This window comes from Algoriphagus confluentis, from assembly GCF_036245625.1.
GTDB lineage: Bacteria > Bacteroidota > Bacteroidia > Cytophagales > Cyclobacteriaceae > Algoriphagus > Algoriphagus confluentis.
The window spans coordinates 175,819-201,613 of sequence record NZ_BTPD01000004.1; the positions used below are offsets into that span (position 1 = coordinate 175,819).

Below are 25,795 nucleotides of genomic sequence, written 5' to 3' on the forward strand. Positions count from 1 at the left end.
ACTTTAGGGCCTCCAGTCCAAGGGAGGCTCCAATACCGCTCCTGGCACCTCTCTACAATCATCCGGGACGATCGACTGATTTTGCCTGAAAGTCAACTCATCTTTTCGAATGTATATTCGGGAAGTCTGCTCGGAAGCAGCCATAAAGTATCCCAAAACCACCTCATCGGGATCATCCAGACTGATCATATTGCCTCGAATAGTAGCTGGTGGAGGATCGAAAATAGACCCGCTGATCTCTGCCTGCTGCTTGACTAGTCTCAAAAATCGATAGGCTTCCTGAGAGATACCATACTGACTTACATCTACCCGATAGGTGTCCACAAATCGCAACCCGTCGTCCTCAACAAAAGCGACAGGAACCCGAGTAGTAAGCCCGTTGAAATCATCATCCACGGCGATGAACAGACTTTGGTTGTTGGAGATTTCGGTCCGGTAACAGATAGCGCAACAATCTTTCGGCTGGGGGTCACGAGAGGGGTTAGATTCTGTAGGCCTCGGAGTAAACAGGTCTGGGCGAGTTTGAAGAACATAGACTGCAGGACCTGTCCTCCAGAAATAAAAGTTGTTTTGATCCGCTGGATCATTGATTTCTGCGATCAATTGGACTCCAGACCGGGCAGGGCTTCCCCCCGGCTGATTGATGACCAAGGTCCGGGCTTCCAAGTTCCTGATCGCTGGTACGCCCTCCACCCGCTCGGGAAATGAAGAATACAACCTGCCTTCCGTAGTCTCGATGAACAGTGTGTAGGACTTACCGATTTCAGCCGAAAAATCAGAAGGAGTAAAATAGGAACCCCTGGATTCAGTGCTCTCTGCCAGAAACACTACTTTCCCTTCCTCATCTCTGACCAGAACTGTCGCTCCAGTAACTGGCCTTATCAATGCTTGAAAGCTACTTCCATAGGTGGTGCTTCGGGTCAAGGTGACCCGATGAGGGCCTGGACCGGAATGAATCAAGGCATCCACGGTAAGCAATTGCTCTCCTTCTGGTACCTCTACCTGGAATGGATCAATGCATCCTCCCAAGAGAAAAAGGAACAAGAAATAAAGTTTTACTAATTTATTCATTTGGATTCCAATCAAAAGGAGGATCCAGCGCGGCCCCCGGGACGACACGGCAATCGTCAGGGATGACGGTCCGGTTTTGTTTGAAAGTCAAGTCCGCCTGATCCACATAGATTCTTTTGGAGGCCTCACCCGCTGCGATGAAATAACCTAAGACCACTTCGTCTGGATTTTCCAAAGCAATTATATTGCCTCGGATGTTTGCAGGCGGAGGATCGAAAATGGACCCGCTGATTTCAGCTTGCTGCTTCACCAGCCTCAGAAAGCGGTAGGCATTCTGAGAAATAGAATATTGCTTGACATCCACTCTATACTTGTTCACAAACCTCAAGCCGTCATCCTCCACAAAACCTACCGGAATGCGGGTGCTCAAACCGTTAAAATCATCATCTACCGCAATGAAGACGCCTCGATTATTGGGAATATCTGCTCGGTAGCATACCGCACAGCAATCCTTAGGAGCTGGAGTCCTGTCTGGGGCTGGAGTAGTATAGAGTTCCGGACGGGTCTCGAGGATGTAATTGGCAGCCCCTAATCGCCAGAAATAGAAATTATTCTGATCCGCGGGGTCAATGATATCCGCGATGATTTGCACCCCTGAGCGCTCAGGTCCTCCCCCAGGTTGGGGAATGGTGACCGTCCGGATTCCCAAAGATTGAATTTCAGGTACGGATTCTACCCGTTCTGGGAAAGAAGAATACAGTTTTCCTTCAGGGGTGTCAATGAATAACGTGTAGGATTTTCCTACCTGAGCTCTCCAGCCCACAGGTGTGAAATAGGCTCCTCTTACGCCTTCTCGTTCACTTAAGAAAGTAACCTCACCATCCTCGCTTCGCACTATAACGGTAGCACCCACTACAGGTCTGATCAAACTTTGCAAATCACTTCCATAGGTGGCACTTCTGGACAATACGATAGTATGCGGTCCGGGTCCAGAATGAATCAGTCCCTCCACCGTAAGTAATTGCTCCCCCTCAGGTACATCCACCGGAAAAGGATCAATACATCCGAAAAGCAGGAAAAAAACCAGGTAAATCCAATTTCTAAACATCTTCTCAGAATTTAATCGCATAACTCAAACTAGGCAGTGGCACACCCAAAAGGGCGAGCCGAAGCGATTGGGGAGGTAAACCGGGTGCATCTCCAAAGAATATGGAATAAGGATTCTTTCTTCCCAGGACATTGAGGACAGAGAACGTCCAATCTCCTTCAAAAAACTTTCCGCTTCCCTTCAGTTTGAAATTCGCAGCAAAATCAATCCGGAAGAAGTCTGGCATCCGGTCTTGGTTTCTGTTGTCAAAGTAGGCTAGACTGTTTCCCGAAAAGTCAAACTTAGCCTCAGGAAAAGTGACAGGCCTGCCCGTGCTATAGGCTACGGTCGCTGAAATGGAAGTATTTGTACTTACTTTATAATTTCCGATTACGGTCAGGTCATTGGGCTTGTCAAAGTTGGAGGCGTACCATTCCCCGTTGTTGATGTTTTCCTCCTCATAGGGAGTAATCACCCTTCTCAATGCTCTGGAGTAGGTATAGGAGATCCACCCGGTCAGTCTTCCCAAGTTTTTTTTGATATAGAGCTCAGCCCCATAAGCCTGTCCCTGTGCAGGGACCAATTCGGTTTCAATGTGATTTCTGACAATAAGATTTGCCCCGTCTTTGTACTCTACCACATTTTGCAGGTCTTTGTAGTAAACCTCAATTGAGGTTTCGAAAATGTTTCCTTTGAAGTTTTTATAGAATCCCAAGGAATACTGGTCTGCAATCTGAGGCTTGAGGAAATTATCGCTTAGCTTCCATAGATCAAATGGAGCAATAGTCGCTGTGTTGGAGATCAGATGGATAAACTGATACATTTTATTGTATCCCGCTTTGATCGAAGTAGACTTGTTAAAGGAATAGCGGATAGAGGCTCTCGGGCCAAATCCATCGTAGCTTTGGATGACTTCACCATCTGAATAGCTGATTTCTCCAATGGCACTTCCATCGGATATGGGTTGATTTTCGGCATACTGCCGGACAGTCCTGGCACCCAGGTATTGGTAGAAATCATACCTGAGCCCGTAGGAGAAGCCCAACTTTTCTCCTAGCTCAAATTCATGCTGAAAATGTCCCGCCATCTCGCGGCCCAATTCATTCTGGACTTTTCTGGGCAAAACCTCCCCTTGCTCTCCCGGAATCAGCTCTCCTGGCTGAATCTCCACTTGCTTGTATTCACCTCCAAAGGTAATTTTATTGGTTGGGGAAAAATTATAGGAAAGAAACAGCTTTCCTCCCATGTCCAGAATGTCGGAATTGATCTGAAAATCATTGATTCCGGATCGGTTGAATACCCCAAAATTATACCCCGAATAGAAGCCCAAAGCCTCCATACCCAACTTTTCGCTGAACTTGCTTTTCCATTGAAGAGAATGGGCAGTATTTTTCCAGGAAATCGTCGTATCCGAGGCAAAAGCAAAATCGTCATAGCTTGTGTAATAGCTATACATGAATTCGTTCTTGTCTGATATCGGAGCACTGATCACGAGGTTTCCGTCGTAGAAGTTTGCATTGGAATTGTTCAAGACCGGATCAGTAAGTGTCTGAAGGAGCCAGTTGATGTAAGAGACTCTAAAGCCACCCAAGATGGAAACTTTGTCCTTAATCAGAGGCCCATTCACGGAGATTTTTCCTGTGTAGGTTCCTGCCATCAAGTCGACTCCCCATTTGTCCACACTCCCTGCTTTGGGTAAGATATCCAAGATTGCAGAACTCCTTCCTCCAAATCGCGCCGGAACCACCGCCTTATACAGGGTCACGTCATTGACTACGTCCGGATTGAAGGCTGTAAATAATCCAAACATGTGAGAAGGATTGTAAATCGGTGCTCCCCCAAACTGGATCAAGTTTTGGTCAACGCCACCTCCGCGGACATTGAGCCCGGATGAGGCCTCTCCCACTTGGCTTACTCCCGGAAGAGTTGCCAAGGACCGGACGATATCCACCTCTCCGAAGAAAGGAGGAAGCTCCCGCATCGTATTCATGCTCAGGGTCACTGCCCCCATATCCGTAGAACGAATATTTTTTTCCGGATCTCTTCCATAAATGACCACGTCATCCAATTGGAAATCTTCCTGGATCATTCGGATGGAAATCCGTCCATCACCCACGGCTGTGATCGGATAGTCCACGGTCTCGTAGCCTACATAGCGGAAAGTGAGATTGTACTCCGCCCGATCAAGAACCAATTCAAAGAACCCATTGGTATCGGTGATTCGCGTCAAGTCCAACTCCGGGACGGTGATGGTGGCACCCACCAAAGCTTCACCGGTAATCTCATCGATTATTCTTCCCGTGATACGGATGCCTTTGAGCTGACCGATATCCCGGCCTACAACCTGCCGCTTAGGCGGTGCTGTGGTCTGTTGGGCTAGAGTAGCAAAGCCCGAGAAAAGGAAAATCAGAAGTAATAATTTTTTCATCATGGCTGAGCTTAAAGACCGTTGGGATCAAATTTGAATAGTTCCAGTGGTAATTCTCCGGTGACGGAAATCTCAGGGCCCCTTAGGATATAGATTTCACCCTGATAGACAAAAGACCCCAGGTTGATGCTTCTAGGGAAGCCTTCGAAGGGATTTTTCGCCTTCCATGAGAAGGTATTCAGATCCAATTCGAAAATTTCCTGGCTTCTTCGGTATAAGCCTACCCAAGCTTTGTTTCCATCTATAGCCGCCATTCCATAGCCTTCTCCCAAACTTCCCGGATAGACCGTCTTGAAATTCCAACTTAGCAATTGAGAATCAAACTCGAAAAGCTGTCCACTGGTATTGACTACATACCCCTTGTTTTGATAGACAAAGTGAGGAGTTCCGGCATGGAGTACAAAAGGAGCTGTTGCTACTTTTGCCCAGGATTTCGTATTTGGGGAATATTTCCAGATGTCATTCGCCCCAGGGTCGATTCCACCCATGACAAAAAGCTCCCCGTTGATTTCCATAGCCAACTGCTCCCGCCCTTGGAAAGGCAGGTCTGCCAATTGCTCAAAAGTGCTTCCGTTGATTTGCCAAAAAGACCGATCAAACTCAAAAGAATTGAAGCCAAGCTCCACTGCTCCTCCACCCAGATACCCGGAAGTGGCAAAAGCAAAGGATCGTGGATTTCCAGGGAAGTTGACTTCGCTCCAAGATAGGGTACTGGGATCAAATCGCTGAATTTTGGAATAGGAAGACGACAGACGAACATTTCCCAATCCCACATGGAACCCAGCCTGGTTGGTAAATGACACCGTATTGTAAATCCTGAACGATTCCGGAAATAAGCCAACTAGAGTAAATCGGCCTGCCTGATATTCAAAAGGCTGAGGAAATTCGAAAATTTCTCCTTGAATCTGCAATCGCAAGGGAACCAAACTGTTTTCTGTGGCAGGAGGGATTCTCACGGTGAGTCTGGATTCAAAAACGTTGCTGACAATCTGTGCTTCCTGAGTACCAAAAAACACTTGGGTATCTTCTGAGAGGTTTCTGCCTTCTATGGTCAGGAGTTCACCTGCCCTGGAAAAATTGGGGAAATAGCCGTCCAACTGAGGAGTTAAGGTGCGGATGGGAACAGCTGCTCCAAAAAGCTGCTCTCCATCCACCTCCGAGAAGGCTTTTACCCAATATTGTTGAGCGATTCGTAGACCGGATGTTTCTCCAATAAATCGGCCCGGCCCGTCTTTGGTACCCAAGGAAATGGTAATCGGTGAGCTGAATGCCTCTGATTCTGAAATCAGAAATCCGTGATCCGTGGCAGTGACTTCTCTATTGGTGATTAATCTGCCCGAGAGTCTGACGTTGGTCCCCCCTACAAACAGCACATCTTCTGTGGCTACAATAATCGGGGTATCCACCTCTTCGGTACAAGCCCATCCTCCAATGAGCACTAATAAAAGGCTCAGGGACAGTAATTTTCGCATGGATTGTGGTAATTAAATTGGTAGCAAAAATAGAAAAAAGATTATTCTTGGGTCTTTTTAGACTTAAATAGAAGGACATTTTAGCATAAATCAAAAAATCTGATTGTTTTTGGTTCAAAATCCCAAAAGAAATCCTGAAATAAGTCGGGAATAAGACCTGGAAAAACTCCCGTCACCTTCCTTAAGGATCAACTCTTCTTGGACTTTCAACTCAATTTTCCTTTGGAACTGCAGCACCTGCCTGATCACTCTGGAACCTGCAGAATCTTTTACCGAAACCAATTTTTTGGGAAAAAGGGACTGTCTTGCTGCCAAAACCTCAAACTCTTTCATCTGGGCTGGAGGCAATATCACCCAAAGGCTCCCTTCTTCGCTCAAAAGCTTGCCTGCTTTTTCAAGCAATTCCCAAAAAGACAGCTCATCGGTATGCAATGCCTGATTTCTTCTCGGATCACGGGCCTTGAGATGATTGGGAAAATACGGAGGATTGCTGACCAAAAGGTCAACCTGTTCCTTTTCGGGGAACTCCTGAAAACGGCCTTCGACTAGTTTTAGTCTGTTAGAAAATGGACTGTTGGCAAAATTCTCAGCAGCCTGATTTGCCGCTTCCTCATCCAACTCTACCGCTTGAACTTGGGCCTTGGGAAAGCGCTGAGCCAAAATCAGTGCAACTACCCCAGTGCCTGTCCCGACATCCAGGATTTTTTTCGGAGACTTTTCCCTCACCAAAGTACCCAACAATACAGAATCTGTACTGACCTTCATCGCACACCGATCCTGCTCAATACGAAACTGCTGAAACTGAAACCAAGAATTGCCCATCAGGTTCTGGCACGACTAAATAGGCGGGATCGAAACCTGGGTTTGTCTTCCATGATATTCAGATCTTCTTCCGAAACCCGCTTCACACTTTCTATGGTATAAAATGCGCGTTCGTCACACTCTTTGACCTTTCCGATGAAGGTCTGTAGCTGGTCCCGCTTCATCACGGTAAAGAGAAGATTGACTTTGCCATACCTTCCCTCTGCCCCTACACTGGTGAAGCGGTAGTTTTTTTCCTTCATGAATTCAAGAAGTTTGGGAAGGGGATGAGGAGTGATGACCCGAACCAGAACTCGGCCCAAAGCCAACTTTTCATCCAAGGTCATTCCTACAAAAGTACCCATGGCAAATCCCCCTGCATAGGCAATGTAGGAAAAGGGATTGTTTACATTCTGAAAGATCTGCCCAATCGCCAAAAGCCAAATCATCGCTTCAAAAAAGCCCAATACAGGGACTATCGATTTCTTCCCGTTCATCATAAACATGATCCGGAGGGTATTGATCGATACATCGCCGATCCTTGCAACAAATATCAGCAAGGGCATCAGAACGTAATTCAGCAATTGCTCGGAAATGCCCAAAGAATAGAGAAAATCTTGCATGGCAGAGATAAGAAGTGGAAGACACAAAATTAGGTCTTTCGACGGCAAGGATGGCAAAAGGAAGAAAGAATCTCCGCTATATCTTCCGGTCTCGCCCTGCAGGAAGCCCGAAGTAGATAAACTGAATCGTCATCAGCAATAGAAATCCGATGAGCAAATCCCAGTTAGAAAAAAAATCAAGAGAAATACCAAACACCAAAGGACCCAAGGCGGCAAGCACATATCCGGCAGACTGTACCATTCCCGAAAGCCGGGAGGTAGTCAGGTCATCTGATGTCCGGAGTGAAATCAGGGTGTAAGCAATGCTCAGGCTTGCCCCACTCCCTACACCGATGACGGTCAAAGCCAAAAAAGTGATCCAGCCTTGCTCAAGGAAAAGCGCAGAATAGCCCAAAAGATAGCCCAGACCAACGATCAAAATCACCTTGGACTGCTCCCTGAGCCTCATCAGAATCCCGGGAATAAAAAACGTTCCGATCAGGGAGATCAATTGCAAATAGGACAAGGCAAGACCGGCATTGGAAGGGGACATTCCCCTGGCGATAAACATATCCGGAAGCCAGGTAATCATGGTAAAATACATCACCGATTGTGCCCCCATAAAGAGTGTCACCTGCCAGGCAAGCTTACTTTTCCAGACATTTTTGCCGACTGAGGAATCAACCTTTCGGGGATTGGATTGGGAACTCAGCTGAGGTATCCACACCAGCAAAGCCAAAATCATCAGCCCAACCCAAGAGGCCAAAGATCCTCTCCAACCCAAACCTAGCTCCTGGGCCAAGGGAACACTCACCCCGGAAGCTAGGGCCGCAAAGAGAGACATCCCTGTGGAAAGGATAGCAGTAAAAAGCCCTATTTTCTCCGGTAACCGAGCCTTGAAAAAGGGAATCATCAATACATTGGCAATCACGATTCCGATTCCGGTCAGGGCTGTTCCAAAATAAAGAACCTCTATTCCCCCCAAAACCCGGATTACCACACCCACTGCCAATAAGGATATTCCTGCAAAAATAGCGCGTCCTAATCCCAACTGCTTTCCGATGGCCGGTGCAAAAAGAGAAAACAGGGCAAAAGTAATCAGGGAAAGGGTGGTAAGAAATCCCGCCAAACCATTGGAAATCCCCAAATCTTCCCGAATAAAGGGGATCAAAGGCCCCACCGAGGCGATCGAAGTCCTGAGATTGATCGAGATCAAAATGATGCCGAGAATTAGGAGGGCTTTGCTGGTAGGATTAGACATTAGGGTAGTACAAAGTACGATTTACGAAGTACGATTTACGATATTTTAAGGAACCTCAACCCTAATTTCTAAAGCTTTGATTCCTAACATGAAGCCTTGAAGACCCTATACATATTGTACATAGTTTTACCAAGCTTTTGAAAATGTAGATTAAAAAGGGGGTCGCTGAGCCCACATGAATGTCGTAAATCTGAAATCGTAAATTTTTCGGATTACTTAAAGGTGAAGTAAAATTAAGCCCTCGATTCCACCAAATCCTTCACGCAATCCACCCAAGTATCATTAGAATTAAGGCTGGGTACCAGCTCCCAATGCTCCCCTCCCAGCTCCTCAAACTGCTCTTTGTATTCTTCACCCACCTCTACAGTCGTTTCCAGGCAGTCTGCCACAAAGGCTGGAGAGAATACCAATACTTTTTTCACTCCTTCTTTTGCCAAATCCTTAATCATATCCTCGGTGTAAGGCTTGATCCAAGGATCTTTACCTAGTCGGGATTGGAAACAGGTCAGGACTTTATCTTCGGGAAGTCCGAGCTTTTTGGCAACCAGACGGGTCGTTTGAAAACATTGTGCCCGGTAGCAAAATTGGTTTTTGAGCCCATACTTATTGCAGCAGGCTCCGAGCTGACAGTATCCCTCTACACTGCCTTTTCTGATCTGTCTCTCAGGCAGACCATGGTAAGAAAAAAGATATCGGTCATAATCCCCCTTGGCCATAGCCTCCCGTCCGAGTTCGGCCCAAGCTTCCAGAAAAAGTGGATGATCCACATAGTTGCTAATGAAGGAGATTTCAGGAATTATCTGCCATTTGCGGACAATCTCCATCACTTTGTCTATTACGGAACCATTGGTGGCTGAGGCATACTGAGGGAAAAGAGGAAGAACAATGATTTTTTTCACCTTAGCCTTCATCAATACCTCAAGCCCTTTCTCAATGCTCGGATTCTGATACCGCATTGCTATGGAGACCAGGTATTTCTCCGGGTCAAGCTTTTGGATCAGTTTGTCCCGAAGGTCTTCAGTATGAAAAAGCAAAGGTGAACCTCTTTCCGTCCAGAGTTTGCGGTATTCTCCGGCAGATTTTGGGGCTCGAAAAGGGGCAATAATCAGATTGACCAACATCCATCGAGGGATCAATGGAAAGTCGATCACACGTCCATCCATCAAAAACTCCCGCAGATATTTGCGCACGTCTCCTGTCTTAGTACTGTCAGGAGTCCCCAAATTGACTAAAAGAACTCCGATCTTAGCATTGTTTTTACTCATGGGTGATTTTCAAATTCCCTAGGAAAAGTCCAAAAATAGCCCCTTTGTTCGAAAAAAAAACTAGGGAATCTTTCAATCGCTTATTTGGAAGAGGGAGACAGCTTCAGATTTTCAGCCCAGCCCATGAGTGGACCGGACAGAATACTGGACAGAAGTGCCAGGATTACCAAACCGATAAACAGCGATTCGGATACCATTCCATATTCCAAAGCAATCAGCCCAAGAATAATATCCATGCTTCCTCTGGTACTCAATCCAAAACCCACCACCATGGACTTATTTCGCTTCAATCCGGCAAAACGAGCCCCTAAGTAAGCCCCAAAATACTTGGTAAGCAGACCTACCCCAACGACAACACCAACCACACCCAAATCAAAGGCCTCGATGAAATTGACCTTCAATCCAATACTCACAAAGAAAATCGGCGCGAATATATTGTTGATGAATTGATGCAGGATCTCCTTGGCTTTTTCCGTCAAATGTTCTGAATCTCCCAAAGCCACACCGATAATGAATGCTCCAAAAATGGCATGGATCCCGATAAACTCCGTGAACGAAGCTGCCAGAAAACAAATGGCCAAGGAAAGTGAAAGCAATCCTCCTGGCCAGGCCAGATTCTTGTTGGTCCAAGGGAGAACCCGGTTGATCAGCCCTTTGCCTCCGGTCAGCATAAATACCGTGAAAAATAAGGTAAGACCGATGGTAGGCAATACGCCAAGTCCTTCTTTTCCAGATTCAGAAAGTGACAGGATAACCGAAAATACAATCCAGCCAACCACGTCTACTACCATAGCCCCGGCAATTATCAGCAAGCCTGTTTTGGTTTTGAACAGATTCAAATCCATAAGCACTCTTGCTACCACGGCCAGGGCAGTGATGGAAATGGCAAGCCCAAAAAAAGTCGACGCTACGATCCGATCATTGATGTTGACCCCCAAAAACTCCGGAAAAGCGTAGGCCACTACAAACCCGGCGATGATGGGAAGCGCCATGGATGTCAGGGCGATTTTTAGCGCATTTTTCCCCTGGCTCCAAACCACCTGGAGCTCTACTTCAATACCAGCGATAAATAGGAGCAGCACGACTGCAATCTGGACAAACCCATCCAAAGCGATATTGGTCATGGTGTGAGAGCTGAAAAGACTGGTGTAGAAATCCGGCATCAGCATTCCCAATAGGGTGGGGCCCAAGATAATCCCTGCAAGAATCTCTCCTACGACTGCTGGCTGTTTGAGCTTTCGGGCAATTTCGGAAAACACCCTGGCCATAATCAGCATGGATGCGAGTTGAAGCAGAAGGTTAATGACCTCCTTATGGTTTAATGTTTCCATTGAGGCTGTTAACTTTTTATCATCAATAGGTTGCAGGGTAGATTGCCCAGTAAATCTTCCAAATCATGAGGAAACAACCTGTCAAAAAAATTAAGCTTTCGGTCATCTCCTACGATGAGAAGATCTGCCTCTATCTTTTCACAATACCTGGCCAGCTCCGTAGCCCACCTTCCACCGGTCACTTTGATGTTTATTTTCAAGTCCCCCAATTCCAGTCCTTTTAGATTCTCCTCCACATAATCAATTTCATCCTGCACAAGTTTACGGCGAGTCACTGAAACTTCGTCCTCCGAATCCTCACTCGCAGTACCCATCACCAATCCATACATCTTGATTTCATTGAGAATATGGACATTTTTCACCTTTACTTTTTTGGAAAAATCGATCCCGCGCTGGATCACTTTAGGTGTGATTTCAAGCTGAGTCCCGTTGATTACTACTTGGGAAAAAGCTGTCGTTTCCAGCCTTGGTTCAATCAGCGTAAGTAGGGAACAGTTGGCTTTTCGAATAATTTTCCTGGCCACAGAACCCAGGTAGTAGGTCAATAGCCCTTCTTTCTTCAAGGCCCCCAGTATGAGTAAATCCACCTTTTCCTCCGCACAAGTGTCCAAAATTTGACGGGCAGGCTTTCCCTCTTTCCAGAGAATCTTGACTTTCTGTAGCGAAGAACAGTGCCTTTCAAAAATTTCATTTAGCCTGAACTCCAATTCCGGTGTTTTTACTCCTACGTGAATCAGTAGCAATTCCCCATCAAAGAGCTCCACCAGTCTTTTTGCTTCTGCTATCAATGCCTCCATTCTTGGAGAAAAAGCCAAAGCCAATCCAATTTTTTGATACATGATTTGATTCTTCGAACCCTCAAATAAGGAAAATTCCATGAATTGACCAATCTCACCATGGCGCATGCCACTTATCCCGACCCAAATCCGATGGAGGCAATATTCCCCCACTTCAAGGAGGACCTATTATTTAAATCGCATTTTTTCATCAACTTCCCTTCCTAATCTTAACCCGATTTCAGAATCGACCCAACCTTATTTCTATGAGAAAACTCTTGCTCACCGGGCTGATCTTTGGGGCATTACTAGGGACCCATGTTCGGGCCCAAAGTGACTATCCCACACTCAGTCAGGTCAACCAAAGACTCCAAAAACTGGGGAGTAATCCATCTGTGGAGCTGAAAACCCTCACCCAAACCCTGGGAGGCAAGGATATCCAAGTCCTAAAAATCGGAAATGGAAATCTGGATCTGAAACCAGCTATCGCCATAGTCGGTGGAGTAGAAGGCTTCCATGTGCTCAGTGTGGAATTGGCATTGCAGTTTGCCGAAAAACTGATCGCTGAGCACTCCGATGTCTTGGAGGCTACTACTTTTTACATCTTTCCCAATATGTCACCGGATGCCTATGAGCAATACCATGCCTCCCTAAAATATGAACGGCGGGGAAATGCAAATACGGCAGATCATGATCGGGACGGCACTCCCAACGATAACGGCTATACGGATCTCAATGGGGACGGAATGATCACCTGGATGCGGGTGGAAGACCCGATGGGGGAATGGACCGTTTCCAAAGAAGATGAAAGAGTCCTGGTCAAAGCCGACCGGTCTAAAGGAGAGGCGGGAAAATATAGGGTGTTCAAAGAGTCAAAAGACGAGGATAAAGACGGGAGATTTGCCGAAGATTTAAAAGAAGGCATTGCTTTCAATAAAAATCTCACCTACAAGTTTCCGGTTTTTGAACCTTTGGCAGGGGATATCGCTGCCTCTGAAAAGGAAACCAGAGCGCTCTTGGACTACCTATTTGAGCAATGGAATATTTTCGCCTTTGTGACATTTTCCCCTGCCAATAATCTGAGCTTACCTTTGAAATACCAAGCCCCCGATGCCAAAAAGAGGGTGGTGACTTCCATTTTGGAAAAAGATCAGGCGATCAATGCCATGGTCTCAGAGATGTATGCCCAAACGGTAAGCCAAAAGGCATTTCAACAGACGAATCAAGGTACCGACGGGGATTTCTTCCAATGGGCTTATTTCCATTTTGCGCGACTCAGCTTTTCGACCCCGGGATACTGGACACCTGAATTCAAGGGAAAAACCAACGCTGAGGCCAACTACCTGGCTTGGGCAGATTCCTTGGGTTGGGATTCCTTCGTTCCTTGGACAGAAGTAAAGCACCCGGACTTCCCCAATCAGAAAGTGGAAGTGGGAGGAATCAAGCCTTTTGTCATGGTCAATCCTCCATTTGAAAAAGTAGCTGAATTAGCCGAGGAGCATACGGATTTCATTCTGAAGCTGGCCGCCATGCAGCCCAAGCTTGAGCTTCACCACCTGAAGACCGAGTCTCTCGGCAATGGCCTGACTAGAATTACGGTCGATCTTTTCAACAACGCCCCTCTACCTACCCATTCTGAAATGGGAGCCAGGTCAAGATGGCTAAGAAAAATACGAATCGATATCGATGCAGCTGGGGAAAAGCTGATCTCCGGTGACAGAATCAAATTGATAAACTCCATGGCTGCATTTGAAAAAGTCACCCTTTCCTGGATTGTCAGGGGCACGGGCAATGTAACCATCAAAGCTGGGGCTGCTCATACCGGATTTGTAACCCAAACAGTCAAACTCTAAGCCATGAAGATGATGAATACCAAGAAAATATTAGCTACCCTGGCTTTGGGAGCATTGAGTCTGGGAGCAATGAAAGTCAATGCCCAGCAGGAAAATTTCTTCCGGGCCATTGGAACTCCCCATAAACCAAAAGTCGAAATCGCCTGGAACCGCTACTACAGTGCAGAAGGACTTTGGGACTGGATGAAAAAAATCGCAGCTGCCCATCCGGGCTTAGCCAAGGTCGAATCTATTGGCAAATCTGTAGAAGGCAGAGACATCCTGACGATCACCATCACGGATTTTTCCGCAGGAAAAGACACCGATAAGCCGGCCATGTGGATCGACGGAAACATTCACTCCAATGAAGTCCAGGGAGGAGAATTTTCCCTCTATCTGGCCTGGTATCTTACCGAAATGCATGCCGATAATGAGTTTATCAAACAGCTTCTGAAAGACAAAACCTTCTACATCACTCCTACCATCAATCCTGACGCAAGAAACAACTTCTTCAGGGAACCCAACACGGCAAGCTCCCCAAGGTCAGGTATGCTGGTTTTGGACAATGACGGGGACGGAGAAGCCGGAGAAGACCGAATGGATGATTTGGATGGAGACGGACACATTACCCTGATGATCCGAAAATCTCCAACCGGTCGATATATCAAGGATCCATTGGATCCCAGAAAACTGATCCAAGTGGGACCTGACCAAGTAGGAGTATACGAAATGATCGGTCAGGAAGGAATCGATAACGACGGAGATGGAGTAGTCAACGACGATGGAATTGGCTACTATGATCCCAACAGAGACTGGGGCTGGAACTGGCAGCCTGATTACATCCAGAGAGGCGCCTTGAGGTATCCATTTACCCTACCGGAAAACCGCTCCGTGATGGAGTTTGTGATGAAGCATCCCAATATCGCCGCAGCACAAAGCTTCCATAATTCAGGAGGGATGATCCTGAGAGGTCCCGGTGCAGAGGAAGATGTCAACACATACAACAGAGAGGATATCCGAATCTATGATGCTATCGGAAATGTGGGCGAAGAAATCATTCCCGGCTATCGGTACATCGTCGTATACAAAGATCTCTATTCAGTATTCGGAGGGGAATTGGATTGGTTTTATGGAAACCGAGGGATCTTTACCTACTCCAACGAATTGATGGTCTCTTACCTCTACTTTCACAAAAATGAAGGAAGAGGGAATCAGGACGAACAACTCAAAGTAGATCAATTGCTGACCTTTGGGGATGCGTTTGTCAATTGGAAAGAATACGAGCATCCTCAATTTGGCACCGTGGAAATTGGTGGGTTCAAAAAGACTTTCGGACGGGCTCACCCCGGCTTCTTATTGGAGCAGGATGCCCACAGAAACGCTGCTTTCACCATTTTCCATGGATACCACACCCCAAAATTATCAGTGATGAACGTCAGAGAAGAGGACTTGGGAGGAGGGGTAAAGGCAGTTACAGCCACTATTTTCAATGAACGAATGATCCCAACCCATGCCAGCCAAGATCTAAAATACGCTATTGAGCGGCCGGATTACGTGACCATTTCCGGTGCCAAGGTACTGGCCGGATTTGTGGTAGAGGACGAAGACATGAAGAAATTCAAGGAGCAAAAGTCCTCTCCAGAGAAAATCGCCGTGGAAAATATCCCAGGGATGGGTGCGGTTAAAGTTCGCTGGATCGTTTCTTCTGCTTCCGACTACAGCATTACGGTGGATTCTGCCAAAGGAGGAAAAGCCAGCTGGAAAAAGTAATTCAAGCTCTGAATCTTGAAATCCTCATTTCTTTCCATGAATGAGGATTTTTTCTTTTCAATCCTTTTGTACTTTTCTGAAAATAAAAATCATGCGTTTTCTCATTATCACCCTGTTATTCCTGGGGATATTTTCCCAAAACGCCCATGGGCAGGATCAGCCGATGGTCTTGGTCGCCTATTTTTCCCAATTCGGAAATACCCAAGTACTGGCAGAAGCTATTGCTGATGGAGCAGAATCCGTCGGAGGAGTCGAGATAAAGCTGCTTCCGATCGATCAAGTAGAGACTCAAGACCTATTCAAGGCCTCCGCGATTATTCTCGGTTCTCCGGTCTACAATGGCAATCCAGCCCCTCAAGTTTTGGAATTCATCAATTCATGGCCTTTTGAAGGCAGGCCCTTGAAGGATAAAATCGGCGCAGCTTTCGCTACGGGAGGAGGAATTTCTATCGGAGAGGAAGGAGTCATGATCGATATCCTTCGAGCCATGCTGATCCACGGAATGATTATTGTCGGAGGAGAAGAAGTCGAGGCAGCTTTTGGAGCTTCATCCATTACAGGAGAAGGTCCATTCAATTCTTCAAAAAATCAGGAACTCTTTTATGAAAAAGCCAGAGGGTTGGGCAAAAGAGTGGCCTTGCTTGCACTTCGCTTGCCATAAAAAACAAAAACCCCCGCCGATTTATCGGCAGGGGTCAGGATAAAGTTGGTTTAGCCAGATTACTTGCTTGCTACGTAAGCGGTAAATCCACCCGCTGTAGACACCTTGAAGCTGATGGCTTCCGGATAAGCAGGTTTGGAGATCGTATACACCTTGTGCAATCCCTGAGGATTCTCTACCACCTCACTGTGGATCAACTCATTACCGTCAAAAATTTGGACGGTCACCTCTTTAGCTTCCAAAGAAGAAACCAATAGTCTGAATTGATTTGGTCCCATAGCTGTCACTCTGGAATACACTTCCGGCTTGGAAACCACAGTAGTATTTACAGTAGAAGAGCTCAAGTTCCCAAAAGCATCAGCTACCTGAATCTGATATTTACCTTCTGGAAGTGCGTTCAAGTCATATCTTTTGGCAAAAGCCTCAGTTTTGGTGATTCGGTCTCTCAAAACAAGCTGATTTTGCTCGTCCATGATTTTTACCACAATGGGTCCCTGAGGTGCTTCTTTGAAAGCCACCAATACTTTGGAAGGCTCTGTTTGACGGATTTCTACCGGTTTTTCCTCGTTGTAAGCAAACGCTCCTGTTACGATCCCCGCAACAAAAAGCATAGTCATAATTTTTTTCATTTTACTAGTTGGTTTAAATAGGTTTTAAATTTCAATTACTGCTCCTTTGACAGGAGTCACGGCACTTGGTTTAATACGTGTTTGATTTGATGCGTAACCTCGGATGGACAGCTTCCATCGGGGAGTGATTTTGGGTTACCGGGCCAATTGGCTAATTCGAATTACTATACAAAGATACAAAACGGAGCTTTAATTGCAATAGTTTCAATATTCTAGTCGATTTTTTTTCAATTCATTAACAAAAAAGATTATTTTTTAAAAATAATACAAAATACTTGCGCTATCGATTGCGGAGTCTCTGAAATTCTGTCAAAACAGAAAAAATTAAAATTTTATTCTGTAAATAGGTCGATAATAAAAATCATGTCACTACATTAGTTTGATTTTTTTGCAATTTGCAATCGATTGTATGGCAAAAAAAAATCTGAAAAAATTTTCATCTTTTTTACTTTTCAAACAAAAAAGCCCGAAAACGGGCTCTTTTTCCTGATGATTTCGGCTGAATTTCAGCGGATTTGCTTTTGGGCTTTGGCCAGCATTTCTTGAGTAAAACTCCCCTTTAGTTCTACCACGATAAGGTCGCCTTCCTTTTCGTCCCCTACCAAAATGACCAAATCCGAGAAGTTTCTGGATCCTTTTCCATAGATCATCACTCCACTTTTCCCTTCAGCGGCTTCCATTAGGAGATCGTAGTTTTCTTTGGCCAGTCCTTTTTGCAGGCTTTTATATTCAGCCATCGCTTGGGCACCTTCCGGAAGGGTGAAGAAATTTAGCCGCTCCACGGATTTGGCTACCGTGGCCATGTCATTTTTGTCCAAATCGATTTTGAACCCTTCGGCAAAATTCATGAAGTTGCCACCCAGCTCCATGTGGAAGAAGTCGTCATTGTTTTTATACTTGTCTTTGAGCGATGCAATGCTTTTGCTTTGGGCTTGAACCCCAAAAACAAGGGCAAAAAGGGATAAAGTGAGAATTAGCTTTTTCATAGTGGTTTAGTTTAAGATAGTTTCCAGTTTGATTTTTAGAGATTCTGTGAGTTTTTTTGAGTCTTTGGGATAGGAAATACCGAGCAGTTCCGCCTTCTTTTGATTACCCACAAGAAGATATGCCTCCTCAGGATTCTGATTATTTGTAATCAGACGGCAAAAATTAGATGGGCTGTCTTTTTGAAAAGCGACGGTAAATCCCTTCGAACTAAACTGATCAAAAGCTTTCAAGAGCTTTGACCGATCTATTTCTTCCAGGTCAAAAACTGCGCTTTCGAGAGACTTGAATTCATCCATGGAAATAATCAAGTCCGACTTACCCTCCTCGAATGGAAATCGGTAATCCACCTTAATGTCTGTGACTTTGACTCCTTCGATATCCAAAGGATAAAGCACAGCGGTACTCACCTGCTCTTCTCCTAAAGAGGACTTTATTGCTTCAAGTGGACCCTCCTGGGCATAGCCCAAAGAAAGACAGCAAGAGATAAGTAAAATCAAAATGGTTGTGGTCTTCATATTCCTTGATTTAGTGTCTATTTTGGGCCTTTTGGACCTTTGGATCCTTTTCCGTATTGTTCCATACCCGGGATATTGGTTTTCTCTGCCAGCATATTCAGGTCTTCATAGGTGAAAGTCCCCAGCATTGAAATAAGCGAAAAGCTTTTGGCATCCCCGGAGATCATCGTCAGCTCCCGGATGAGACCTGCTTCCTCCCGAATCATGAATTTCAGACTGGTGCTTTTGTCCTGCACATCCATCAGCTCCTCGTACTTATTTTTGGTCAGAGTACTCATTGCCTCCGTGTAGAGCGCCTTTCCGTTGACTTCCTCCGAGGACAGAATCCTGATCCCTTTTATTTTTGCGATTAGGGAGCCCAGCTCCTCCGCATCTTTGTCTCCCTGAGCATTATTTTTTAGAAATCCTCCGGCCATCTGCATCATTTTAGGCGAGATGTACACTCTGGAAAATCGATCATCCTCCATGTATTTGGAGAAAAACCGCTGAATTGCGTCCTCTTGGGCTATTGATTTAAACCCAAATCCTAGGAGAAGTACAGCTAGTAGAAATATCTTTTTCATAGTCAGGGTGCTGGATTGAATAGTTGATTGGTTGTATTGAGATACTTTAAATCTTGAAGCGGTGCCATTTGCTCTTTTCCTTTGGATAGATTGGACTGGATCAAAGCCAAAGCTTCAGCCACTTGCTCATAAGCCTCTTTTTCCTCTTGTCTTTGCTCGTAATCCCTCCAAACCCAAACGGAGCTGATCAAAATGATCAAAGAAGCTGCCCAGCCCAGCCACTGATACCTAAGCGTGCGGGATTGGGTCAATCTTGGCATCCTGACCTGCTTGGGTTTTGCGGACTGATAATCCTTCAGGATTCCGAAAAGCCGTTTTTCCTGCTCAAACCCTTCAGCCATTTTGAGAAGAGCCTTTAATTCTTTTTCCTCTTCGAGTGTGGATTCTGCCTGCCAGTACTTTTTCAGCAGACTTTCTATTTTATCTCTCATGGGGTAATTCCTTGGTTGATTAATTTCTCCCGGATTTTCGTCCGGGCACGATGCAGGTTTACTTTCACTTGCTCCAGAGGGATTTCCAAATGCGTTGAAATCTCCTCATAACTCATTTCTTCCACTTCACGGAGCAAAAACACATCCCGCTGTTTGGGAGAAAGCTCCTCCACTAGACCCAAAACCAGCTGATGCTCCTGCTCAGTTTCCAGTTTGTTGGACTCAGGCTGAGAAATCTCCCCGGCTTTTTCCAAGCTGTCCAAAGGTTTGATTTTGCGGTAATGCATCAGCATTTCATTCTTCAGACTTTTGACCAGCCAACCTCCCAGATTGGGATGGGACCGTAATTCATGTTGTCGGATCACCGATTTTTCGAAGACATTCTGGAGCACATCCTCAGCCAGGTCCCGGTCCTTGGTCCAGAGGTACACCATTCGGTATAGCCTGCCCTTCAAAGGCCAGATGTGTGTCTCGAAAAATGAATTCATTCTGTAGGATGATGCATATAGGCGGGAAAAGTTACAGGCTTGGAAGAAAAAAATGAATTTTCTCGAAAACCTTACCCTAAAAACAAGGATTCTAAGCCTAAAGCATCTCTCCAAGATTAGATTCATTTTAAATTCAGTTGAAAAAATAGTATGCATGCAGACTATTTTATATTTTGCACAGATGAAAAACAGGAGCATTTCAGTGGCAAACGAAAAAAAACATGGCAAAAAAAATCCCGATCCTTTGAGGGATCGGGAGGGTGGTGATGAGTGGACTCGAACCACCGACTCACGGATTTTCAGTCCGATGCTCTACCAGCTGAGCTACATCACCTTTTCGTAAAGTGATGCAAAGGTAGAAATATGCCGAATTGATACAAATGGTTTTCAGAAAAAAATAAACCCAAATTCTTGAATAAACTGCTAATTAAAACACTATGAGCATCTTACCTCAGCTCGCATTTCTCCTGATTTTGGGGGTTGCGGGGTATATTTTGAGTAATAGGATCAAATTTCTGAGAAGAAATATCCTTTTGGGCAAGGGCGAAACCAGAAATGACCAACCAGAAAAACGCTGGCAGACGATGCTGCTCGTGGCTTTTGGACAGCAGAAAATGTTTGCCCGACTGATTCCGGCATTTCTTCACTTGCTGATTTATGTCGGCTTTTTGGTGATCAATCTTGAAGTATTGGAGTTCATTCTTGACGGGATATTGGGCACTCACCGCCTGTTCGCACCCGTATTGGGAGGAGCCTACACGGTTGCTATCAATATTTTTGAATTTCTCGCCGTAGCGGTCCTCATTTCCTGTGTGGCTTTCTTGATTCGCAGAAATGTGATGAAAGTGGATCGCTTTACCAAGCCGGAAATGAAAGGCTGGCCTGCGCTTGACGGAAATTTAATTTTGGTGATTGAGGTCATCCTGATGTTTGCAATCCTTACCATGAATGCGACTGATCAGATCTTGGCTTCCCGTGGAGATGAACACTACCTGGCCTTGGGAACGCTGTTTTTCAGCAGTATGCTGCAGCCTTTATTTGATGGGTTTTCCGATGGGGCTTTGGTGGCCATTGAGCGTTTTGCATGGTGGTTTCATATCGTGGGTATCCTCGCCTTTGCAGTCTACGTGACCTATTCCAAGCACCTGCATATCTTTTTGGCATTTCCGAATACCTGGTATTCCAACTTGAAGCCAAAAGGAGAGATCAAAAACATGCCCGAAGTGACCAATGAGGTCAATATGATGCTGGGGATTCAGAGTGAAGCTGCCCCCGAGCCTCCGGCTGAGATAGGACGTTTTGGCGCAAAAGATATCAGTGACCTCACATGGGTCAATGTAATGAATGCCTACTCCTGCACTGAATGCGGAAGATGTACATCAGAATGCCCCGCTAACCTGACCGGGAAGAAACTTTCTCCCCGAAAGATCATGATGGACGTGAGGGATCGTGCAGAAGAGGTAGGGAAAAGCATCGATAGCGGTGGGCCAGGGTTAGAAGATGGCAAGGCACTTTTGGGGGATTACATCACCAAAGAGGAAATCAACGCCTGCACCAGCTGCAATGCCTGCGTGGAAGCCTGTCCGGTCAATATCGACCCGCTATCGATCATACTCCAGCTTCGTCGCTACGTGGCCATGGAAGAGTCCGGCACACCCGCCCAATGGAATGCCATGTTCCAAAACATGGAAACCAGCTTCTCCCCTTGGAAATTCAGCCCATCCGACCGCTTCAATTGGGCGGATAAAGTCAAAGATGAGGAAATGAAATAAAAAGTCCGATGCTGAATGCCCGATGTCCGATGATGACTTTGTCTCTCGCCATTGGTTTCTAGCTTCTTGTGTCTAATGTATAAAATCTGAAAAATGTCAACATACAAAGTTCCAACCATGGCCGAAATGGCCGCCAGTGGCCAATCTCCCGAGGTTTTGTTTTGGGTGGGCTGCGCAGGCTCGTTTGATGAGAGATATAAGGCTGTCACTCAGGCTTTCGTCAAAATTCTCAACAGAGTGGGAGTCAGCTTTGCTGTCTTGGGTCCGGAAGAAACCTGCACCGGAGATCCTGCGCGACGTGCCGGAAATGAATTTCTTTTCCAGATGCAAGCAGTTGCAAATATTCAGGTAATGAATGGCTATGAAGTGAAAAAAGTCGTTACTGCCTGCCCGCATTGCTTTAACACCATCAAAAATGAATACCCCGCTTTGGGCGGAAACTATGAGGTGATCCACCATTCCCAGTTTCTCCAGCAGCTGATCAATGAAGGAAAAGTAAGGCTGCAAGGAGGAGGGGAGTTCAAAGGAAAGAAAATCACCTTCCATGATTCCTGCTATTTGGGAAGAGCCAATGACGTCTACGAAGCTCCCAGAGAGGTAATCAAAGCCCTCGATGTAGAACTGGTAGAAATGAAGCGCTGCCGTACCAAAGGACTCTGCTGCGGTGCCGGAGGAGCACAAATGTTTAAGGAACCTGAGCCGGGAAAAAAAGACATCAACATCGAGCGAACCGAAGAGGCTTTGGCTACCGGAGCCCAGGCCATAGCCGTAGGATGTCCTTTTTGCCTGACCATGATGACCGATGGGGTCAAAAACAAGGAAAAGGAAAATGATGTGAAAGTCTATGATCTTGCCGAGATGATTGCCAAGGACATGGGCATATAAGATTGATCGTATTGAATCAATTCGACCCTTTTTGCCGTTATGCAGAAAGGGTTTTTCTTTGACCAAACAAAACACCATGTACATTCCATTTGATCAGCTGCCAGGACACTCACGAGTATGGGTTTATCAGTCCGATAGAACATTGAATCCCCAGGAAAATGAAATCCTGAAGCAAAAAATGACACAATTTTGCGAAGGCTGGAACACGCACGGAAACCCTATGCCGACCTCCTTTCAAATCCTAGACCGGCAAATCTTGATTTTGGCAGTAGATGAAAGCCAATTGGGTACCAGCGGATGCTCCATTGACAGCTCGGTGAGGGTGCTTCGGGAATTGGAATCTATTTTGGGAATCAACCTGACCGATCAGGGCAAAGTTACGCTGAAAGGTCCGGAGGGTGGGAGGTATGTTTTTCCGGCTTTGGGACTGAAGGGCAAAGTACAAGAAGGACAAGTCACCCTTGAACAGGAAGTGATCAATCCACTGGTCCAAACCAAAGCCGATCTTCACCAACTCTGGCTGCCTGTCCGAAATAGCTGGCTGAACAAATATTTTCCGAATTAAATTTGTATTATTCAGAGCCCGAACATGCATTTGAAATCCATGAAATATAATTTTTTATCAATTTCTCTTCTTTTCACCCTCCTGTTGGGAGGTTGTAAAAGTTTGTTGGAAAAAGGCAACGATCAGTTTCTCTCAGGACAATATCAATATGCCATCAATACCTTTGGGGGAATATTGGAGCAGGATTTCACGGATTTCCGAGCTAACCAAGTGGTAGCAGAGAGCTATCGCCTCTCCAACCGGATCGAAAAATCAGAGCCCTATTATCGGCAACTGGTAGAGCAAGAACCTTCTTTCAATCATTACTTTTTCCTAGCCCAAAGCTTGAAAGCCCAACAGAAAAACGAAGAAGCCAAACAAGCCTTTGAATCAGCCAAGCAATACACCGCTGATGAAGCACTTTTGGCAAGAACCCAACGGGAAATCGAATCCATCAAACTAGCCGAAGGCATTGAAGACTATTGGCCTAACCATGTCTTGGTCAACTATCAAGAACTGAATACCCCTGGACCGGATTACAGCCCCGTCGTGAGCGAAAACTTCCTTTACTTTACTGCAGGCAGACAGGCCTCAGGAATTTATCCCGCCACAGGGACTCCATACACCAAGCTGTTTCGAACCCGCGCAGAAGGACTCAGAGTAGATGTAGGATCAATTCAAGCTCTTCCAGAATTCAGAAATGAGGAAGGCCTGAACCAAGGAGCCATCGCAATCAGTCCCGATGGCAATACCATTATCTACAGCCGGGGCAATTCTACCTCCCCAAAAGACCTTCCCGAAAACGCCCTTTTTGTGTCTTATTTCAGAGGTTCGGGCTTTACTCAGCCGATTTGGATGCCGGTAAATGAAGATGAATTCTGGTGGAATTCCACTCCGGCTTTCAGTCCGGATGGTTCCGAATTATACTTTGCTTCAAACAGACCGGGAGGATATGGAGGCATTGATCTTTATAAAGCCACCAAATTGGCCAATGGAGATTTTGGAAATGCTGTCAACCTCGGCCCTACCATCAATACTCCAGGAAATGAACTTTTCCCAAGACTGGCTCCTGACGGAAAATTTTTCTTTTCTTCCGATGGCCATCCCGGATATGGAAAACTGGATCTTTTTGTGGCTGAAAAAGACGAAAACGGATCTCAGGTCATCAAAAACCTGGGTGAAAACTTCAATACCAAAGACGATGATTTTGGCATTTTCTTCACCGAATATCCCAAAGCTGGGTTCATCTCATCCAATAGAGAAGGCGGTGTGGGAGATGATGATATTTACTTCTTTGAGGACAAGACGCCCAAACCAAAAATTGTCAATGTCCTCCTAAATGTATTTGCTAAAGAAACCAAAGGAGATGGTTCGGACAGCCCAATCCCTCAGACCCGAATAGTTCTGTATGGCTCAGACAACAAACAGCAAGGAGGAGACTTCTCCAATGCGAACGGGCGAGTAAGGTTTACCATGGCACCCGAATCGGACTATACCATCATTGCTTCCAAAAGTGGATATTTCTCCAAATCAATCCCCTATACGACAAAGGGAAAAACTCCTGATCCGACTACGCTGATTCAGGATGTGACCAACGTGACTTTGGACACGACCATTTATCTGGATCAGTTAATTCTGGAGAAGTCCATTGTCTTGGAAAATATCTACTACGATCTGGATAAAGCTGATATCCGACCTGATGCCGCCATCGAATTGGATAAACTGGTCAAAATCCTTGCTGACAATCCAAGCATCCGAATCGAACTTAGTTCACATACTGATGCCCGCTCCAGCGATGCCTACAATTTGGATCTTTCTCAGAGAAGAGCTCAAAGCGCCGTTGATTACATAGTCTCCAAAGGGATAGCGGCGGATCGATTGGTGGCCAAAGGCTATGGAGAAAGCCAGTTGATCATCAAAGACGCCCAAACTGAGGAAGAACATCAAGTCAACCGAAGGACCGAGTTTAAGGTGATTGAAATCAAGGAATAAAATTAGATTCAAAAGCACTTCGAAAGAGGTGCTTTTGATTTTTTTAAAAGTTCCTTTTAAAAAGATCTCTACGATTTTTTGGACAAAAAATAAGCAATTTTCAAACTTATTATTTATTACGCTGTAAATCTTAATTGAAAGTCCGCCTTTAAGTCCTGAACTATTTTAATTAATCCAAACCCCGGTTTTTTTAACAACAAGAATACTCATGAGATTATTTGCAGGTTTTGCTTTATTTCTGATCCTATTTAGCTGCTCGGGTAATTTTACCCCTGAAAAATTTGAAAAATCGGTATGGATGTCAAACAATAGCGAGACAGAGCGACACAATCCTCGTTCAAGAATGACACAGGATTTATTGGAAAATTATTTAAAGCCTGGGATTAATAGAGATTCAATCCTAGGCTTGTTAGGCCCTCCAAGTAGAGAAAAAATTGAAATTAGAATTCCTAAAGGAATTGAATTTCCTGATTCTCTTTCTCTTTCCAATCCGGAAAACTTCAAACCGGAAAACCGAGAAAAAGCACAAAAGAATTACAATGAATGGTTTTTGAGAAATGGGCAGCCTGACACTCTAATGTTTTATCCAGTGGGGTGGTCAACAATTGACCCCAATTCTCTTGTCATTAAATTCAGTCCCGACAGCATTTCGTACGAATTTTGGATCGAACAACATTGATCTTCTCAAATTA

The 25,795-nt window shown here is 45.5% G+C and carries 24 protein-coding genes and 1 tRNA gene; 8 read left to right on the top strand and 17 right to left on the bottom strand.

Going from position 1 to position 25,795, the window contains the following annotated elements; genetic code table 11:
* Positions 1–3 precede the first annotated feature (3 nt).
* From AAA943_RS07250 to AAA943_RS07295, 10 genes are all read right to left on the bottom strand, one after another.
* The gene (locus tag AAA943_RS07250; protein ID WP_338223567.1) at positions 4–1,071 is read right to left on the bottom strand and encodes a DUF4249 domain-containing protein; all 1,068 of its coding nucleotides are present in this window, start codon (positions 1,069–1,071) and stop codon (positions 4–6) included.
* On the bottom strand, positions 1,064–2,119 hold the full coding sequence (locus tag AAA943_RS07255) for a DUF4249 domain-containing protein (protein ID WP_338223568.1): 1,056 nt from the start codon (positions 2,117–2,119) through the stop codon (positions 1,064–1,066). The genes AAA943_RS07250 and AAA943_RS07255 overlap by 8 nt, the downstream gene beginning before the upstream one ends.
* A gap of 4 nt (positions 2,120–2,123) precedes the next feature.
* The gene (locus tag AAA943_RS07260; protein WP_338223569.1) at positions 2,124–4,526 is read right to left on the bottom strand and encodes a TonB-dependent receptor; all 2,403 of its coding nucleotides are present in this window, start codon (positions 4,524–4,526) and stop codon (positions 2,124–2,126) included.
* Between the two features lie 11 nt (positions 4,527–4,537).
* Entirely contained in the window at positions 4,538–5,998 is a 1,461-nt protein-coding gene (locus AAA943_RS07265; protein WP_338223570.1) for an IPT/TIG domain-containing protein, read from the bottom strand.
* 114 nt (positions 5,999–6,112) lie between these two features.
* Positions 6,113–6,820, bottom strand: coding sequence for a tRNA1(Val) (adenine(37)-N6)-methyltransferase (locus AAA943_RS07270; RefSeq protein WP_338223571.1), 708 nt, complete (start codon positions 6,818–6,820; stop codon positions 6,113–6,115).
* Complete coding sequence (locus tag AAA943_RS07275) at positions 6,820–7,422, bottom strand: DUF2179 domain-containing protein (RefSeq protein WP_338223572.1); 603 nt, start codon at positions 7,420–7,422, stop codon at positions 6,820–6,822. Before AAA943_RS07275 ends, AAA943_RS07270 begins: the two co-directional genes overlap by 1 nt.
* A 76-nt stretch (positions 7,423–7,498) precedes the next feature.
* Positions 7,499–8,662 (bottom strand): CynX/NimT family MFS transporter, encoded by a 1,164-nt coding sequence (locus AAA943_RS07280; protein ID WP_338223573.1) that lies wholly within the window; start codon positions 8,660–8,662, stop codon positions 7,499–7,501.
* A gap of 233 nt (positions 8,663–8,895) precedes the next feature.
* Positions 8,896–9,927: a ferrochelatase gene (gene hemH / locus AAA943_RS07285; protein ID WP_338223574.1), complete on the bottom strand. Its 1,032-nt coding sequence runs from the start codon at positions 9,925–9,927 to the stop codon at positions 8,896–8,898.
* Between the two features lie 80 nt (positions 9,928–10,007).
* Positions 10,008–11,258 (bottom strand): cation:proton antiporter, encoded by a 1,251-nt coding sequence (locus AAA943_RS07290; RefSeq protein WP_338223575.1) that lies wholly within the window; start codon positions 11,256–11,258, stop codon positions 10,008–10,010.
* 8 nt (positions 11,259–11,266) lie between these two features.
* The gene (locus AAA943_RS07295; RefSeq protein WP_338223576.1) at positions 11,267–12,097 is read right to left on the bottom strand and encodes a universal stress protein; all 831 of its coding nucleotides are present in this window, start codon (positions 12,095–12,097) and stop codon (positions 11,267–11,269) included.
* Positions 12,098–12,300: 203 nt separating this feature from the next.
* On the opposite strand from AAA943_RS07295, the gene AAA943_RS07300 reads away from it, so the two are divergent.
* From AAA943_RS07300 to AAA943_RS07310, 3 genes are all read left to right on the top strand, one after another.
* Positions 12,301–13,887 carry a M14 family metallopeptidase gene (locus AAA943_RS07300; protein WP_338223577.1) on the top strand — a complete coding sequence of 529 codons (1,587 nt, stop codon included), beginning with the start codon at positions 12,301–12,303 and terminating at the stop codon, positions 13,885–13,887.
* 12 nt (positions 13,888–13,899) lie between these two features.
* Positions 13,900–15,636 (top strand): M14 family metallopeptidase, encoded by a 1,737-nt coding sequence (locus AAA943_RS07305; RefSeq protein WP_338223758.1) that lies wholly within the window; start codon positions 13,900–13,902, stop codon positions 15,634–15,636.
* Between the two features lie 91 nt (positions 15,637–15,727).
* Entirely contained in the window at positions 15,728–16,297 is a 570-nt protein-coding gene (locus AAA943_RS07310) for a flavodoxin family protein (protein ID WP_338223578.1), read from the top strand.
* Positions 16,298–16,356: 59 nt separating this feature from the next.
* Here AAA943_RS07310 and AAA943_RS07315 read toward each other — a convergent pair whose 3' ends face one another.
* The 7 genes from AAA943_RS07315 to AAA943_RS07345 form a co-directional block, all read right to left on the bottom strand.
* On the bottom strand, positions 16,357–16,926 hold the full coding sequence (locus AAA943_RS07315) for a NanQ anomerase/TabA/YiaL family protein (protein WP_338223579.1): 570 nt from the start codon (positions 16,924–16,926) through the stop codon (positions 16,357–16,359).
* Between the two features lie 506 nt (positions 16,927–17,432).
* The gene (locus AAA943_RS07320) at positions 17,433–17,912 is read right to left on the bottom strand and encodes a DUF4252 domain-containing protein (protein ID WP_338223580.1); all 480 of its coding nucleotides are present in this window, start codon (positions 17,910–17,912) and stop codon (positions 17,433–17,435) included.
* Positions 17,913–17,918: 6 nt separating this feature from the next.
* Complete coding sequence (locus AAA943_RS07325; RefSeq protein WP_338223581.1) at positions 17,919–18,428, bottom strand: hypothetical protein; 510 nt, start codon at positions 18,426–18,428, stop codon at positions 17,919–17,921.
* A gap of 17 nt (positions 18,429–18,445) precedes the next feature.
* A complete protein-coding gene (locus tag AAA943_RS07330) occupies positions 18,446–18,991 on the bottom strand; it encodes a DUF4252 domain-containing protein (RefSeq protein ID WP_338223582.1) in 546 nt (181 codons plus the stop codon).
* A gap of 2 nt (positions 18,992–18,993) precedes the next feature.
* Positions 18,994–19,422, bottom strand: a complete 429-nt coding sequence (locus tag AAA943_RS07335) for a hypothetical protein (RefSeq protein ID WP_338223583.1) — start codon at positions 19,420–19,422, stop codon at positions 18,994–18,996.
* Positions 19,419–19,910, bottom strand: a complete 492-nt coding sequence (locus AAA943_RS07340; RefSeq protein ID WP_338223584.1) for an RNA polymerase sigma factor — start codon at positions 19,908–19,910, stop codon at positions 19,419–19,421. The genes AAA943_RS07335 and AAA943_RS07340 overlap by 4 nt, the downstream gene beginning before the upstream one ends.
* Before the next feature lie 261 nt (positions 19,911–20,171).
* Positions 20,172–20,244, bottom strand: a tRNA-Phe gene (locus tag AAA943_RS07345).
* A gap of 103 nt (positions 20,245–20,347) precedes the next feature.
* Here AAA943_RS07345 and AAA943_RS07350 point away from each other — a divergent pair.
* The 5 genes from AAA943_RS07350 (at position 20,348) to AAA943_RS07370 (ending at position 25,782) form a co-directional block, all read left to right on the top strand.
* Positions 20,348–21,682, top strand: coding sequence for a 4Fe-4S dicluster domain-containing protein (locus AAA943_RS07350; RefSeq protein ID WP_338223585.1), 1,335 nt, complete (start codon positions 20,348–20,350; stop codon positions 21,680–21,682).
* Positions 21,683–21,775: 93 nt separating this feature from the next.
* Complete coding sequence (locus tag AAA943_RS07355) at positions 21,776–22,567, top strand: (Fe-S)-binding protein (protein ID WP_338223586.1); 792 nt, start codon at positions 21,776–21,778, stop codon at positions 22,565–22,567.
* A gap of 76 nt (positions 22,568–22,643) precedes the next feature.
* Entirely contained in the window at positions 22,644–23,132 is a 489-nt protein-coding gene (locus tag AAA943_RS07360) for a hypothetical protein (RefSeq protein ID WP_338223587.1), read from the top strand.
* Positions 23,133–23,171: 39 nt separating this feature from the next.
* Complete coding sequence (locus tag AAA943_RS07365; RefSeq protein WP_338223588.1) at positions 23,172–25,103, top strand: CHU_0125 family OmpA-like outer membrane integrity protein; 1,932 nt, start codon at positions 23,172–23,174, stop codon at positions 25,101–25,103.
* 208 nt (positions 25,104–25,311) lie between these two features.
* The gene (locus AAA943_RS07370) at positions 25,312–25,782 is read left to right on the top strand and encodes a hypothetical protein (RefSeq protein ID WP_338223589.1); all 471 of its coding nucleotides are present in this window, start codon (positions 25,312–25,314) and stop codon (positions 25,780–25,782) included.
* Positions 25,783–25,795 lie beyond the last annotated feature (13 nt).

Excerpts from the sequence above, each read along its gene's own strand:
- AAA943_RS07250 (WP_338223567.1), bottom strand. The coding sequence starts at position 1,071 with ATGAATAAATTAGTAAAACTTTATTTCTTGTTCCTTTTTCTCTTGGGA.
- AAA943_RS07255 (WP_338223568.1), bottom strand. The coding sequence starts at position 2,119 with ATGTTTAGAAATTGGATTTACCTGGTTTTTTTCCTGCTTTTCGGATGT.
- AAA943_RS07260 (WP_338223569.1), bottom strand. The coding sequence starts at position 4,526 with ATGAAAAAATTATTACTTCTGATTTTCCTTTTCTCGGGCTTTGCTACT.
- AAA943_RS07265 (WP_338223570.1), bottom strand. The coding sequence starts at position 5,998 with ATGCGAAAATTACTGTCCCTGAGCCTTTTATTAGTGCTCATTGGAGGA.
- AAA943_RS07270 (WP_338223571.1), bottom strand. The coding sequence starts at position 6,820 with ATGGGCAATTCTTGGTTTCAGTTTCAGCAGTTTCGTATTGAGCAGGAT.
- AAA943_RS07275 (WP_338223572.1), bottom strand. The coding sequence starts at position 7,422 with ATGCAAGATTTTCTCTATTCTTTGGGCATTTCCGAGCAATTGCTGAAT.
- AAA943_RS07280 (WP_338223573.1), bottom strand. The coding sequence starts at position 8,662 with ATGTCTAATCCTACCAGCAAAGCCCTCCTAATTCTCGGCATCATTTTG.
- hemH (WP_338223574.1), bottom strand. The coding sequence starts at position 9,927 with ATGAGTAAAAACAATGCTAAGATCGGAGTTCTTTTAGTCAATTTGGGG.
- AAA943_RS07290 (WP_338223575.1), bottom strand. The coding sequence starts at position 11,258 with ATGGAAACATTAAACCATAAGGAGGTCATTAACCTTCTGCTTCAACTC.
- AAA943_RS07295 (WP_338223576.1), bottom strand. The coding sequence starts at position 12,097 with ATGTATCAAAAAATTGGATTGGCTTTGGCTTTTTCTCCAAGAATGGAG.
- AAA943_RS07300 (WP_338223577.1), top strand. The coding sequence starts at position 12,301 with ATGAGAAAACTCTTGCTCACCGGGCTGATCTTTGGGGCATTACTAGGG.
- AAA943_RS07305 (WP_338223758.1), top strand. The coding sequence starts at position 13,900 with ATGAATACCAAGAAAATATTAGCTACCCTGGCTTTGGGAGCATTGAGT.
- AAA943_RS07310 (WP_338223578.1), top strand. The coding sequence starts at position 15,728 with ATGCGTTTTCTCATTATCACCCTGTTATTCCTGGGGATATTTTCCCAA.
- AAA943_RS07315 (WP_338223579.1), bottom strand. The coding sequence starts at position 16,926 with ATGAAAAAAATTATGACTATGCTTTTTGTTGCGGGGATCGTAACAGGA.
- AAA943_RS07320 (WP_338223580.1), bottom strand. The coding sequence starts at position 17,912 with ATGAAAAAGCTAATTCTCACTTTATCCCTTTTTGCCCTTGTTTTTGGG.
- AAA943_RS07325 (WP_338223581.1), bottom strand. The coding sequence starts at position 18,428 with ATGAAGACCACAACCATTTTGATTTTACTTATCTCTTGCTGTCTTTCT.
- AAA943_RS07330 (WP_338223582.1), bottom strand. The coding sequence starts at position 18,991 with ATGAAAAAGATATTTCTACTAGCTGTACTTCTCCTAGGATTTGGGTTT.
- AAA943_RS07335 (WP_338223583.1), bottom strand. The coding sequence starts at position 19,422 with ATGAGAGATAAAATAGAAAGTCTGCTGAAAAAGTACTGGCAGGCAGAA.
- AAA943_RS07340 (WP_338223584.1), bottom strand. The coding sequence starts at position 19,910 with ATGAATTCATTTTTCGAGACACACATCTGGCCTTTGAAGGGCAGGCTA.
- AAA943_RS07350 (WP_338223585.1), top strand. The coding sequence starts at position 20,348 with ATGAGCATCTTACCTCAGCTCGCATTTCTCCTGATTTTGGGGGTTGCG.
- AAA943_RS07355 (WP_338223586.1), top strand. The coding sequence starts at position 21,776 with ATGTCAACATACAAAGTTCCAACCATGGCCGAAATGGCCGCCAGTGGC.
- AAA943_RS07360 (WP_338223587.1), top strand. The coding sequence starts at position 22,644 with ATGTACATTCCATTTGATCAGCTGCCAGGACACTCACGAGTATGGGTT.
- AAA943_RS07365 (WP_338223588.1), top strand. The coding sequence starts at position 23,172 with ATGAAATATAATTTTTTATCAATTTCTCTTCTTTTCACCCTCCTGTTG.
- AAA943_RS07370 (WP_338223589.1), top strand. The coding sequence starts at position 25,312 with ATGAGATTATTTGCAGGTTTTGCTTTATTTCTGATCCTATTTAGCTGC.